Source organism: Streptomyces sp. XM83C (genome assembly GCF_023072675.1).
GTDB lineage: Bacteria > Actinomycetota > Actinomycetes > Streptomycetales > Streptomycetaceae > Streptomyces > Streptomyces thermocoprophilus.
In genome coordinates this window covers 1-12,738 of the sequence record NZ_JALLGL010000187.1, presented here as the reverse complement: position 1 = coordinate 12,738, position 12,738 = coordinate 1, and the positions used below count along the sequence as shown (strand labels likewise).

The 12,738-nt window shown below is 71.3% G+C and carries 12 protein-coding genes and 2 pseudogenes; 9 read left to right on the top strand and 5 right to left on the bottom strand.

Annotated elements, in window-relative coordinates; all coding sequences use genetic code 11:
- The coding region (locus MTQ10_RS20425) for an FG-GAP repeat domain-containing protein (RefSeq protein WP_247470193.1) at positions 1-1,191 on the top strand (1,191 nt) is incomplete at its 5' end.
- A 231-nt stretch (positions 1,192-1,422) separates the two neighbouring features.
- Here MTQ10_RS20425 and nadE read toward each other — a convergent pair.
- The gene (gene nadE, locus MTQ10_RS20420; protein ID WP_308404584.1) at positions 1,423-2,259 is read right to left on the bottom strand and encodes an ammonia-dependent NAD(+) synthetase; all 837 of its coding nucleotides are present in this window, start codon (positions 2,257-2,259) and stop codon (positions 1,423-1,425) included.
- Between the two features lie 69 nt (positions 2,260-2,328).
- Positions 2,329-2,706 (bottom strand): annotated as a pseudogene (locus tag MTQ10_RS20415) (SMP-30/gluconolactonase/LRE family protein); the annotation flags it as partial.
- A gap of 278 nt (positions 2,707-2,984) precedes the next feature.
- Between MTQ10_RS20415 and MTQ10_RS20410 the strand changes: the two are divergent.
- From MTQ10_RS20410 to tgmC, 6 genes are all read left to right on the top strand, one after another.
- The gene (locus tag MTQ10_RS20410) at positions 2,985-4,196 is read left to right on the top strand and encodes a helix-turn-helix domain-containing protein (protein WP_247470191.1); all 1,212 of its coding nucleotides are present in this window, start codon (positions 2,985-2,987) and stop codon (positions 4,194-4,196) included.
- 94 nt (positions 4,197-4,290) lie between these two features.
- Positions 4,291-4,776: a recombinase family protein gene (locus MTQ10_RS20405; RefSeq protein ID WP_247470183.1), complete on the top strand. Its 486-nt coding sequence runs from the start codon at positions 4,291-4,293 to the stop codon at positions 4,774-4,776.
- A complete protein-coding gene (locus MTQ10_RS20400) occupies positions 4,773-5,048 on the top strand; it encodes a DUF7848 domain-containing protein (RefSeq protein WP_247470181.1) in 276 nt (91 codons plus the stop codon). Before MTQ10_RS20405 ends, MTQ10_RS20400 begins: the two co-directional genes overlap by 4 nt.
- 531 nt (positions 5,049-5,579) lie before the next feature.
- Positions 5,580-5,852, top strand: a complete 273-nt coding sequence (tgmA, locus tag MTQ10_RS20395) for a putative ATP-grasp-modified RiPP (protein ID WP_247470179.1) — start codon at positions 5,580-5,582, stop codon at positions 5,850-5,852.
- A gap of 11 nt (positions 5,853-5,863) precedes the next feature.
- The gene (tgmB, locus tag MTQ10_RS20390; RefSeq protein WP_247470177.1) at positions 5,864-6,823 is read left to right on the top strand and encodes an ATP-grasp ribosomal peptide maturase; all 960 of its coding nucleotides are present in this window, start codon (positions 5,864-5,866) and stop codon (positions 6,821-6,823) included.
- Complete coding sequence (gene tgmC / locus MTQ10_RS20385) at positions 6,816-7,937, top strand: ATP-grasp peptide maturase system methyltransferase (RefSeq protein ID WP_247470176.1); 1,122 nt, start codon at positions 6,816-6,818, stop codon at positions 7,935-7,937. Before tgmB ends, tgmC begins: the two co-directional genes overlap by 8 nt.
- A 109-nt stretch (positions 7,938-8,046) precedes the next feature.
- Here tgmC and MTQ10_RS20380 read toward each other — a convergent pair.
- Positions 8,047-8,649: pseudogene (locus tag MTQ10_RS20380) on the bottom strand (SMP-30/gluconolactonase/LRE family protein); the annotation flags it as partial.
- Between the two features lie 264 nt (positions 8,650-8,913).
- Here MTQ10_RS20380 and MTQ10_RS20375 point away from each other — a divergent pair.
- Positions 8,914-9,957 (top strand): Yip1 family protein, encoded by a 1,044-nt coding sequence (locus tag MTQ10_RS20375; RefSeq protein ID WP_247470174.1) that lies wholly within the window; start codon positions 8,914-8,916, stop codon positions 9,955-9,957.
- Positions 9,958-10,137: 180 nt separating this feature from the next.
- Positions 10,138-11,157, top strand: a complete 1,020-nt coding sequence (locus tag MTQ10_RS20370; protein ID WP_247470172.1) for a PQQ-like beta-propeller repeat protein — start codon at positions 10,138-10,140, stop codon at positions 11,155-11,157.
- Positions 11,158-11,237: 80 nt separating this feature from the next.
- Here MTQ10_RS20370 and MTQ10_RS20365 read toward each other — a convergent pair whose 3' ends face one another.
- Both MTQ10_RS20365 and dcd read right to left on the bottom strand, forming a co-directional pair.
- Complete coding sequence (locus tag MTQ10_RS20365) at positions 11,238-11,735, bottom strand: phosphoribosyltransferase (RefSeq protein ID WP_247470170.1); 498 nt, start codon at positions 11,733-11,735, stop codon at positions 11,238-11,240.
- A gap of 8 nt (positions 11,736-11,743) precedes the next feature.
- Complete coding sequence (gene dcd / locus MTQ10_RS20360) at positions 11,744-12,319, bottom strand: dCTP deaminase (protein WP_247470169.1); 576 nt, start codon at positions 12,317-12,319, stop codon at positions 11,744-11,746.
- Positions 12,320-12,738 lie beyond the last annotated feature (419 nt).

Below are 12,738 nucleotides of genomic sequence, written 5' to 3'. Positions count from 1 at the left end.
CCCGTGCACGTGGCCAAGGGCCCCGCCCCGGCCGTCCTGCCCGTCCCCCACGGAACCGGCAGCAAGATCCCCGACGACTTCAACGGCGACGGCCACCGCGACCTCGTCCTGGACGACCTGGTGAAGGCACAGGCCCACTCGGACGACGCGGGCATCGGCATCGTCTACGGCAGCGCCGACGGCCTCACCCCCGGTGCGCGCCGGCTGATCTCACCGCAGCGGCAGGCCGCCCGCGTCGACGGGCAGGCCCCGGCCCTGTTCGACGCCGAGGACTCCTGCGACCTCGACGGCGACGGATTCACCGACCTGATCGTCACCACCGACCCGCCGTACGACGGCCAGGGCCGGCCCCCGGTGCCCCTCCAGGTCCTGTTCGGCTCGCCGGACGGACTGACCGGCACCGCCGTCGTCCTCGACGTGCCCGACCGGGCCCGCTACGGCAACGACTGGCCCGACCAGCCGGTCTGCGGGGACTTCGACGGCGACAGCGCCGAGGACCTCGTCCTGCACGCCTCCGAGGGCCGCCTCAGCTTCCTGCGCGGCCCGTTCACCCGCGAGGGCAGCCCCCGCGAGGCGCTGCCGCCGATCCCGTCCCCGGGCAACGTCCCCACCGGCCCCTCAGCCGACGTCGACCGCGACGGACACGACGACCTGCTGGTCCGCGCGGCCGAGGGCAGCGGCCCCTCCTGGCTGGTGCTGGGCGGCCCCCAGGGCCCCACCCGCACCGGGACGGCCCTGCCCGCCGGCATCGACGTCGCCCTCGGGAACTTCGGCCGGGGCAAAGCCCTCGACGCGGCCGTCGGCACCATGGGCGAAACGTCCCTGCGCTACGACCTGCCCACCCCCGCCACCGGCACCCTCGCCTCGCCGGGCTCCATGCTCGCCGCGGGCGACTTCGACGGGGACGGCCACAGCGACCTTGTCTCCTACGGCTCCCGGCTGAAGGTCTTCCGCGGCGGCACCGCCGGCCCCGACGCCCGCACCATGGTCACGCTGCGGCCCCCGGCCAGCGGCACCACCCGCGTCGTAGCCGTCGGCGACTTCGACGGCGACCGGCGCGCCGACCTGGTCGTACGGACGTACCAGGGCGAGACGAAGGACACCGTCGCCGTTTACCCGGGCACGGCGACCGGCCTGCTCGGCCCGAGCCCGACGGTCACCTTCAGCACGGCCCAGTTCCTGGGGATGTGAGCAGGGGCGGAACCCGCCAGGGCACAGGGCCCCGCCAGGGCACAGGGGACCCGCCAGGGAACAGGGGACCCGCCAGGGAACAGGAGACCCGCCAGGGAACAGGAGACCCGCCAGGGAACAGGAGACCCGCCAGGGAACAGGAGACCCGCCGGGACACAGGGCCCCGCCGGGACACGAGGCCCCGCCGGGACACGAGGCCCCGCCGGGTTCGCCCACGGCCCGCCCGCCCGCTCAGGGCGCGACGGGCAGCTCCCGCTTGTGCGCGGTGAGCCGGTAGCGGCGCACGATCGCCTCGAACGCGGCCTCCCCGACCGGCTTGCCCTCCAGGAAGTCGTCGATGTCGTCGTACGTCACCCCGAGCGCGTCCTCGTCCGGCTTGCCCGGGGCGAGGCTCTCCAGGTCGGCGGTCGGCGTCTTCCACACCAGCGCCGCCGGGGCACCGAGCGCCTCGGCCACGGCACGCACCCGCCGCTTCGTCAGCCCCGTCAGCGGTACGACGTCGGCGGCACCGTCCCCGAACTTGGTGAAGAACCCCGACACCGCCTCGGCGGCATGGTCGGTGCCGACCACGAGCCCGTCGTGCGCGCCGGCCACCGCGTACTGGGCGATCATGCGCTGCCGCGCCTTGATGTTGCCGTGCACGAAGTCCTGATGGTGGGCGTCACGGAACGCGGCACCGCCCGCCAGCACGGCCTGGAGCGCGGCGTCGCTCGCCGGCTTCACATCGACGGTCAGGACCCGGTCGGCGCGGATGAACTCCAGCGCGAGCTGCGCGTCCGCCTCGTCGGCCTGCACCCCGTACGGCAGCCGCATCGCGTAGAACGTGGCCTCCTGCCCGGCCGCGCGGACCCGCTCCACCGCGAGCTGGCACAGCCGCCCGGTGGTCGTGGAGTCCACGCCGCCGCTGATGCCGAGGACGAGGGACCGCAGGCCCGTGGAGGTCAGCCGCTCGGCGAGGAACGCGACCCGGCGTTCGATCTCCCGCCCGGCGTCGAATTCCGGGTCGACCTGGAGTTCGCGGGCTATCTCCCGCTGGACGGACAGGGGTGCGGACGCCGGGTCGGTCACTCTGGCTCCTCGGACGGGGGCGGGCCCGCCGGTACGGGACCCGCCGACGGCTGTACGGCTCCCGTAAATCTACGGGCGGCCCGGCCCGCGCTGTACGCCCGGCAGCGGCGAGGTGCCGGTGACGCTCATCACCAGCGAGTACAGGGTGGTGTCGGCGGCGATGAACAGCCGGTTGCGTCTGGCGCCGCCGAAGCGGATGTTCGCGACGATGCCGGGCACCAGCAGCCGGCCCAGCAGGGTGCCGTCCGGGTCGTAGCAGTGCACCCCGCCGTGCATCGCCGCCGCCCACAGCCGGCCCTGGTCGTCGAAGCGGATGTTGTCGAACTGGCCCTCGGAGCACTCCGCGAACACGCCCGCCTCGTCGAGGCCGCCGTCGTCGCGGACGTCGAAGACACGGATGTGGTTCGCGCGGCTGTCGGACACGAACTTCCCGCCATGATCGCTTGACCTGCGTAGACGCCAAAATAGGACCTCTGACCTGCGGGAATCACTTTCGGTGGTTGCCGCAGGTTTTCGTGTTTTTCTGAGGCCATGTGCCCTGGCTGTGCCCTCGCCTGGACGGGGACGCCGCCGCTCGGTGTTGCGGCGGCATGAGGCGGGAACGTTCATCTGAGGCCGGGTGCCGAGTGCGCCCTGCCCTGCGTCTGTTCCGTTCGCCCCGGGCGCCCGGGTGTCGGAACCTACCATCGGAGTACAGCAGCCTGAGCAAACGCACTGGGGTGATCGTGAGCAACTGGGCCGACCTTACGAACGGGCAGCGCATCAAGCACCTACGGGGCTCCGATCTGACGCAGCAGGGACTCGCGGATGCCGCGGGGGTTTCGCTCGCCCTGGTGCAGAAAGCCGAGCAGGACCGTGGCGAGCTGTCGGTGGGTTCGCTGCTCAAATTCGCCCACGCGCTGAACACGGACGTATCCGTGATCCTGGGACAGCAAGCACCGCGCCGGGGCATGGACCAGGGCGACCGCGCCGCCCTGCGCCAACTGTCCGACGCCGTGCACGAGAGTGCCCTTGGCGAGTGGGAAGGCATCGAGGACCCGAGCACCGTCAAGGACTTGAGCGAGGCCCGCGACCGTGCGTGGGACGCGTACTGGGCGAGCGACACGGCGAAGGTCAGTAGCTACGCCTCCAAAGTCCTCATGGAAGGACAGGTCAGGTACGCGAGCGCTACGGGAAGCGAGCGCGAGCAGTTGGGATCGATCCTGGCGAGTACCTACCGTGTAGCCGCGTCCTGCTCGAACGGATTCGGGCAACGCGACCTTGCGTTGAGCGCGCTCACGTCGGCGAAGCACCTCGCGCGGGAAGTCGACGACCCCGTGATTACAGCGCTGCTGGAGTCCACGCTGTCGTGGATCTACCTGCGCGGCGCCAAGTTGCCGCGCGCCGTCGCCGTGGCCGAGCGGGCGGCACTGGCAATCGAGCCGTCGTTCAGCAACGGGTTACGCCCGCAGTTGCTCGCATACGGGCGGCTGATGATCTCCGCGGCCGTGGCAGCGTCGCGGCGGGAGGACGAGAGCGCGGCCGACGACTACATCTCACAGGCGCACGCCGCAGCGGCGAGGCTCGGACGAGACGAGAAGTTGTACGGGACCAGTTTCGGCCCAACGGCGGCGAAGACCGAGGCGGTTGGAATCCACGTCGCCCTGAAGAACTACGGGCGCGCGCTGAAGCTCGCCAGTCACCCCGAAATGAAGAAGCTACCCAAGTCCATGTCGAAGGTTGCCCGCAACCGGTACAAGCTCGACGTCGCCCTTGCCCAGTGCGCGGCCGGCCTTTACGACCAGGCCGGAGACACGCTGATCGAGGTAGCGCTCGACGCTCCGGAGTGGGTCAAGCATCAGGCGTTGCCGGGCGTCATCGGTAGGCGCCTTGCGAAGGTGTCCACGGCGCGCGTGCGGAACATCAGCGAACTCATCGGCATGCCCTTGATCGCGTGAGTCCTACGGAGCGTAGGAGCGCGAGCCCGCCTACCACGCCCGGTCGTACGCCTCATCACTTCACCGTGAGTGATCGCACGGGCACGCTTGATGCATGGTCAGCGTCGAGAGCGGACAGAGGCAGGGGCGGGCGAGGGTCCGCCGAACCGAAGGCGACCTGAGACGGCGACAGGCACTCGCGGACGCGGCAGCGGGCATCAGGCCGGGTGAGGCCGACGTGCCGGCCGAGGCGGCGAAAGTCGAGCGGTTCCGCTGCGTGATCTACCTGTGTGGTGCCCCCAACACGGACATCACGGCGCCCCGCCAGGAGTGCACCGAGTACGCCGAAGCATTCGGGTGGGAGATCACGGGCCTGATCGAGGAACGCGCGGGGCTGCTCTCGCCCCATGGGCGTGACGGGCTGGGACGGGCCGTCGAACACATCAAGAGCGGCGAGGCCGGGGCAGTGCTTACGGCGTGGCGCTCGATGATCTCGTCTGTGCCGCAGGAGTACGACGAGGTGGCGCGCGAGATCGAGAAGGCCGGCGGCTTGCTACACGTCAAGGACTCGGCGCACAGCGAGCGAAGGGTCACGCGGTGACTCGTCGCAGGTTCCGCTACGTCCCGTTCACCATCGAGCAGGACCAGACGGCAGAACCGGAGTACGGGGCCCGGTGCGTGTCCGGGGACGAAACCGAGTGCGGGGCGGAGTCCGGCACGCACAGCGGCCCGGGACCCGTCGAGGAGTGGCAGCGCAGGCACACGCAGGAGACCGGGCACCGTCGCTATCGCCGAAGCTTCGGCGACTACGCCGTGATGCGACCTCCGGCAGAACTCGCCGAACTCGTGCGGGCGAACGGGGGCACGGTGTGACCTTCGCCCCGGCCGTTGCGCGCCCGTGGCGTGACGCCTGGCCACTCGTCGCGCAGACGGACGACGGGAACCAGTGGGTGACCGGGGCCTGTTGGCTGTACTGCCGACGCGAGGGCGTGCGCGTCCTGTGGGTCGGCTCGGTGGCGACGCCGGGCGCCACGGGTGACTTATACGCGTGCGGCCCATGCATCGCGGAGCTTGACCACATAGTGCGTGTCCAGTCGCACGACCGGGACCGAACCGCGGACCGCGTCGCACAGTCCGCCACCTTCACTGTGCCCGCACATGCGCCCCCGCCACGGCCCGTGTCCACGGGCCTGACTGGGGGGCGTCACCGCCTGCCCCGCCGTTGAAGACTCCGCCCCCTGCCGGGGATGACCCGTTCACAGGTTCTCCCACACCACCCCCGGCAGGGGAGCGGGTACCACCCCGCCCCGGTCGGATCATCCGCCCGCAACCCTTGGACAGGTCGAGCGCCTGTCGGGGCGGGTCCTGCACAACACCACCGTACGAAGCGACCTAGGAGGAGACTTGCAGACGAGCCTCGCAGGTACGGAGACCACCGCGCCGACCCCGTGGGGGCTGCGCCGTATGGCTCCGCTGCGCAACGGTTCTCCCTCGCCGTGGCGGTACGCGGGCCTCGACCCGGCCACGCAGACCGGCCAATGGATCGGCGAGGACGGAGTCATGACGCCGGCCGAACTCGGCAAGCACGGCACCAGCGTGAACACCTACCCGCCCACGCAGGTCGGGAAGGACGGCAAGGTAGATGCCGACTCCGGCCACGACGCGACGCAGGACTAGGGGGTAGCGCCATGGACGGACGCCCGGTGCTGGTCTGCACGGAGTACGAGGACGCGACCGCTGATCTGGTCATCGCGGAGTTGAACCGGCGCCGGGTGCCCGTCCTCCGGTTCGACCCGGGGCGCGACTTCCCGGCGCCCGTGGTGCTCGCCGCGCGCGTCGAGGCGGGCGGATGGGGCGGGCGACTGTCGGTCGGGGAGCGTACGGCCGACCTGTCCGCCGTACGCGCCCTCTACCACCGTCGGCCGAGTCCCTACCCGACGGGGAGCGGCGAGCAGGCGGCCCGGTTCGCCGCGCATGAGAACCGGCGCGGCCTGGGCGGCGTGCTGGGCGCGCTGCCGGGCTGCCTGTACCTGAGCCACCCGCAGGCCATCGCGCGGGCGGAGTACAAGCCCGCGCAGCTCGACGCGGCGACCCGAGTAGGGCTCACGGTCCCGGCCACCCTGATCACAAACGATCCGATGGAGGCCAAAGCGTTCTGCGCCGCACAGCCCACCATCTACAAGCCGTTGCACGCGGGGGCGTACGAGGTCGAGGACGAGCCCGCCGGAATCTGGGCGGCCCCGGCCGAAGCGGGCGAGGTCGACGGCGCGGTGAGCCACAGCGCACACCTGTTCCAAGCGCAGGTGCCCAAGGTGGCGGACGTGCGCGCGGTCGTCGTCGGCGAGCAGGTGTTCAGCGCCCGGATCACCGCGCCGCCCGGGGTCGTGGACTGGAGAGCCGAGTACCAGAGCCTCACCTATGAGCCGGTCGCCTGCCCGGACGTAATACGCGGGGCGCTGTTGCGGTTCCTCACCGCTTTCGGGCTGAACTTCGGCGCCTTCGACTTCGCCCTGACCGCGGACGGCGCATGGTGGTTTCTGGAGTGCAACCCCAATGGCCAATGGGCGTGGCTCGAAGACGCGGCCGGACTGCCGATCACAACCGCAATCGCAGACCTGTTGGAGAACGGAGCGAGTCAGCATGAGTGAACCCCTGCCGTCGGAACACCTACGGGCCGACCTCGCGCGGCGCCTGTCCAAGGCTGGCGCCCTGCGCAGCCCGGAATGGGAGGCGGCCGTCATGGCGGTGCCCCGCGAGGCGTTCCTCGCGCGCGGCTGGTTCGAGTACGAAGGCGGCGGCTGGTACCGGCCCGCGGCCGGAGACTCCGCGGAAGGACTCGCGCGGATCTACGAAGACGACACCCTCGTGACGCAGGTGGCCGGGGGCGTCTTCCCCGACCAGGTCGAGGGGCGCATCGCGGCGGCCCCCTCGTCGTCGTCCACCCTGCCGAGTCTGGTCGTGCGGATGCTCGAAGACCTGCGGGCGACCGAGGGGACGCGCGTTCTGGAGATCGGCACGGGCACGGGCTACTCAACGGCGCTGCTGTGCCATGTCGTCGGCGAGGACAACGTGACCACGGTCGAGGTCGACGCGGAGGTGTCCGCCCGTGCTGGGATCTCGCTCGCGGGCGCCGGGTACTGGACTGCCCGCGTGGTTGGTGACGGACTGGCGGGCTACAAGGAGGGCAGCCCGTATGACCGCGTGATCGCCACGTGCGGCGTGCACACCGTGCCGGCTGACTGGCTCGCGCAGACCAGGCCCGGCGGTGAGGTCCTGGTCACGGTCGGCGGATGGATGCACGCATCCGAACTCGTACGGCTCATGGTCGCTGACGACGGCACGGCCAGCGGCCCGGTTCTCGGCGGACAGGTCTCGTTCATGCTGGCCCGTCCCCATCTTCCTCCCCCGCTGGGCATACTGCCGAACCTCAGCGAGGGCGACGCGGTGCCCGTGGAGCTGGGCGCGGATGTGCTCGACGACTGGACCGCCCGGTTCGTCGCGCAGTTCGCCGCGCCGCGCGCGCAGCGGCTCACGCTGGAACGCGACGGCCGGACCGAACACGTCGTGATCGACGTGGACGCCGAGGCGTGGGCGGTCGTCTTCCAAGACGGCGGCCGGTGGATGGTCCGGCAGGGCGGCACGGCGCGTCTGTGGGACGAGATCACTGAGCGTGTCACGCAGTGGCAGGCGGACGGGCGCCCGCCTGCCGACCGTATGCGGCTGCACGTCGGCCCCGACGGGCAACGCCTCACCTGGGCGTAACCGCGGGCTGACAGCCTCCATACCGCCCCGTCCGTCCGTTGTTCCCCCGTGGCGGACGGACGGGGCTTCCTTACGCGCTCGGGGTGGGTTCCTCCGGTGCCTGCTCGGGCTTCTGCTCGGACACGTACAGGCGCCGCTCGTCCGGCGAGAACACCAGCCCGTTGGGCCCCTGGAAGCCGTCCGCGACGAGCCGCACCTCCCCGCTCACCGGGTCGATCCGGTACACGTTGCAGGCGCCGATCTCGCTCTCGGCACGATGACCCTCGTAGTCGCTGACGATCCCGAAGTCCGGGTCGGAGAAGTACACCGAGCCGTCGGAGCGCACGACGGCGTCGTTCGGGCTGTTCAGCCGCTTGCCCCGCCAGCGCTCGGCGAGAACGGTCACCGAGCCGTCGTGCTCGGTCCGCGTCACCCGCCGGTTGCCCTGCTCACAGGTGACCAGCCGGCCCTCGCCGTCCAGCGTGTTGCCGTTGGGGTACCCGGCCGGCGAGCGGAACACGCCGGTCGCGCCGGTCGTCTCGTCCCAGCGCAGCAGACGGTCGTTGGGCACGTCGCTCCACAGCAGATACCGCCCCGCCGGCACATACACGGGCCCCTCCGCCCAGCGGCAGCCCTCGTACAGCACCTCCAGATGCGAATCCCCCGCACTGCACCGGCCGGTGCGGAAGCGGTCGTCGAGGGTCTCGTACAACTCGGGTCGTGCGCCGGGCATGGGGCCACCTCGGGGTCGTAGCGGAGCGGGGACAGCGGGGATTCTGTATATGGGATACGGGATACAGGACGCGGGCCGCGGGACACGGGATACGGGCTGTGCCGTACGGGATACGGCGTACGGAATACAGCACACGGCCCGCGCGGAACGCCCGGCCCGAGCCCGCGCACCGGGAAGCGCCGGCGGGGGACGCATCGGACGGAGGCGGGGTTCCCCGCACCACCCGAGATCCCCCCGGAACCGGCCCGCCACCTCCCCTAGGGGATGTCACAGGTCGGCCGCAAAGCCCCACCCGAACACCGGGCCCGGGCACGTCACTCAGCGGAACCAGGTACGTTCGAAGGCGTGGCTGGATTCAGGATCGGACGCGGCGGCCGGGACGACCGCGCCCCGCAAGCGCGACCGCAACACCCCCCGTACGGACAGCAGGCGCCGCAGACGCCTCAGGGGCCGGGGCCGGCGTACGGCTACCCGCAGGCCCCTCACCCGTACCCGCAGGGGCAGCAGCGCCCGCCGCAGCCCGGCGGCTACGGACCCGGCCCCGGCTACGGTCCCGGCCCCGGCTACGGCTCCGACGCGGAGGGCCCGGAGTACTTCGGCGGGCCCGGGCACGGGCCCGACCCGTACGCGGCCAACAACCCTGGCCACACCCAGGCGTTCTCCCTCGACGAGCAGCCCGGCTACGACGGCTACGGCGGCGGGTACGCCGACGGCTACAACCAGGGCGGCACCTACCACGCGGGAGCGGCACCGGCCGGCCCGACGGGTCCGCCGCTGCGCTGGAAGGAACTGCTGAAGGGGATCGTCCTCTCCCCCGACCGGACGTTCCTGCGGATGCGCGACTACACCATGTGGGCGCCGGCCCTCATCGTGACCTTCCTCTACGGCCTGCTCGCCGTGTTCGGCTTCGACGGCGCCCGCCAGGACGCCATCAACGCCACGCTCTCCAACGCGATCCCGATCGTGCTGACGACGGCGGTGGCGATGGTGCTGTCGGCGTTCGTGCTGGGCGTGGTCACCCACACCCTCGCCCGCCAGCTCGGCGGCAACGGCGCCTGGCAGCCCACCGTCGGCCTCTCGATGCTGATCATGGCCCTGTCGGACGCGCCGCGTCTGGTGGTGGCGATGTTCGCGGGCGGTGACGCGTCGTTCGTCCAGGTGCTCGGCTGGATCACCTGGGTGGCCGGCGGCGCTCTCCTCACTCTGATGGTCACCCGCTCCCACGACCTGCCCTGGCCCAAGGCCCTGGGCGCGTCGGCGATCCAGCTGATCGCGCTGCTGTCGATCGTGAAGCTGGGCACGTTCTGACGTAGACCCGTCCGTCCGCCACGAAGGCCCCGCCACGCTGTGCCGGGGCCTCGCGGGGACGTCCACCGGGCCGGGTCCACGGGCGACACCGTGACATCGTCGACGCCGGCAGACGGCCGCCGGGCGCCCGGACGTGATCCACTGTCCTCGCCATCGACCGAGACGAAGACACGAGTGCCCATGGACCGCTCACGCACCGCCGTCGGCCCGCGCACGGCCGAGCTGCTCGCCGAGGACGAGCTGCCGGGCCTTCACGCCCGCGCCCGCCGCGGCCTCGACGTGTTCCTGATCCGCCATGGCGCCCGCTGGCTGGTCGCCGGGGAGGCGGACCGAGTCACGGTGGGCCGGATCGCCCCGGACGGCAGCAGAGTGCTGGCGGCCCGTACGACCTGGGAGGGCGCCGAAGGCTCCGTCTCACCCCTGCCCGACGGCGGCCTCGCGGTGGCCGGCGCCACCACCGTACGGGCCTTCGACGCCGAGGGCCGCGTGCGGTGGACGTACCCGTTCCAGCCGTGGCCGGCGGAGGACGGCCACGGCACGTCCTGCGCGGCGGACGCCACGGGCCGCTGTCTGCTCGCGGTCACCACGGGGCTCTTGGACGAGGACGGCTGCCCCGGCGCCGACCTGTGCGTGGCGCTGGACCTCAGGGACGGCAGCCGTGTCGCGGCCACGGAACTCCAGCGGCCCCCGGGCCCCGCCCGCTACTTCTTCCAGCACTCCCTCACCGCCCCGCCCCGCGTCTTCCTGAACGCCCTGACGGGCGAGACCTACGGAACGTGGGAGATCGCCCTCGGCGAGGGATTCCTCCGGGCGGCCCCGCTGGGCGACGACGACGGCCCGATCGCCGGGTCGGCCCTCGGGGAAGCAACCGCGGAACCGGCGCCGGACGGCCGCCGGCTGACCCTGCACACGCCGGGCGGCGCCAAGGGCATCCGCACGGACGCCGGCGACGTCCTCCCTCAGGGCCTGCGCTTCCTCGGCCGCCACCCCGGCTTCCTGGACGACAGGCGCCTGCTGGTCGCCGTGGGCCGGGACCCGGACCGCCCGTCGGACCACCATCTGCTCCTGGACGCCACGACACTGCGCCCCGCGGGCGAACTCCGCTACCCCGGCACGGAATGCCCCGACCCCCTGCCCCTGGGCGACGGCACCTGGCTGACCCTCCACGGGGACGTGGCACGACGCTGGACACTGAACTGACCAGAAGAAACGGAACAAACTGGACGGAACGGAGCGGGCGCCGGGCTCAGACACACTCCCGCCGACGACCGCCCGTACCGTCAGGCGTCGAGAACCTGCCCCTCCCGCTTCACGACGGGCGGTTCGACACTCCACGGGAAATTAATCCAGTCATCAGTCCGCTTCCATACGTACTCGCACTTCACGAGGGACTGCGACTTTTCGTAGATCACGGCGGAGCGCACCTCGGCTACATGGTCGAGGCAGAAGTCGTGGACGAGCTTGAGGGTCTTGCCGGTGTCGGCGACGTCGTCCGCGATGAGGACCTTCTTGTCGGTGAAGTCGATCGCGTTGGGGACGGGAGACAGCATGACCGGCATCTCCAGCGTCTGCCCCACGCCGGTGTAGAACTCGACGTTCACCAGGTGGATGTTCTTGCAGTCGAGGGCGTACGCCAGTCCGCCGGCGACGAAGACACCGCCGCGGGCGATGCTCAGCACCAGGTCGGGCCGGTAGCCGTCGTCGGCGATGGTCTGGGCGAGCTCGCGGACGGCGGTGCCGAACTGCTCGTAGGTCAGGTTCTCTCGTACGGCGGACATGTCGGCACTCACACCTGGGTTCGATGGAAATTGAGGTAGGAACGGGAAGCGGTCGGCCCGCGCTGGCCCTGGTAGCGGGAGCCGTAGCGCTCGCTGCCGTAGGGGAACTCCGCGGGCGAGCTGAGCCGGAACATGCACAGCTGGCCGATCTTCATGCCGGGCCACAGCTTGATCGGGAGCGTGGCGAGGTTGCTCAGCTCCAACGTCACGTGACCGGAGAAGCCGGGGTCGATGAAGCCCGCGGTGGAGTGGGTGACGAGCCCGAGCCGGCCGAGGGAACTCTTGCCCTCCAGGCGGGACGCGAGATCGTCGGGGAGCGTGATCACCTCGTACGTCGAGGCCAGCACGAACTCCCCGGGGTGGAGGATGAACGGCTCGTCGCCCTCGGGCTCGACCAGCCGGGTGAGGTCGGCCTGCTCCACGGAGGGGTCGATGTGGGGGTAGCGGTGGTTCTCGAACACGCGGAAGTACCGGTCGAGACGCACGTCGATGCTCGACGGCTGCACCATGGATTCGTCGTAGGGGTCGATCCGAACCCGCCCGGCGTCGATCTCGGCCCGGATGTCCTTGTCTGAGAGAAGCACTCCCCGAGGATACGCAAGGCGTGCGGAGCCCCGACAATCGCGACGGCTCCGCACGCCTCGACGATCTTCCGCCGGGCCGCTGGTGACCGCGGCCGGGCGGTTACCGCTTGCCGACGGCGACGGGCACCGGCACCGCGCTGCGGAGCCTGGCGCAGCGAGGACACCGTACGAGCCGGCCGGGTCCGAGGCGCTCGGCCTGCTGCATCGGGAACGAAGCGGTGGTGAACACGTGCCCATCGGCACAACGGACGACGGTGCGCTCCATCAAGTCCTAGAGTCCCTTCCCCAAGAGCGCGTCACATCTGGCGGGAATGCCGTGACGACGGGGCCACACATTACGGGATGAAAGGGACGCCCCTCCAGGCGGCACTCCGACCCACCGGAACCCTCCACCGCACCCCCACCGTACGCCCCAACTC

What these genes read in the sequence shown, in the direction of transcription:
- MTQ10_RS20405 (WP_247470183.1), top strand. Translation starts at nt 4,291, where the DNA reads ATGGTCAGCGTCGAGAGCGGACAGAGGCAGGGGCGGGCGAGGGTCCGC.
- tgmB (WP_247470177.1), top strand. Translation starts at nt 5,864, where the DNA reads ATGGACGGACGCCCGGTGCTGGTCTGCACGGAGTACGAGGACGCGACC.
- tgmC (WP_247470176.1), top strand. Translation starts at nt 6,816, where the DNA reads ATGAGTGAACCCCTGCCGTCGGAACACCTACGGGCCGACCTCGCGCGG.
- MTQ10_RS20375 (WP_247470174.1), top strand. Translation starts at nt 8,914, where the DNA reads ATGTCACAGGTCGGCCGCAAAGCCCCACCCGAACACCGGGCCCGGGCA.
- MTQ10_RS20370 (WP_247470172.1), top strand. Translation starts at nt 10,138, where the DNA reads ATGGACCGCTCACGCACCGCCGTCGGCCCGCGCACGGCCGAGCTGCTC.
- MTQ10_RS20365 (WP_247470170.1), bottom strand. Translation starts at nt 11,735, where the DNA reads ATGTCCGCCGTACGAGAGAACCTGACCTACGAGCAGTTCGGCACCGCC.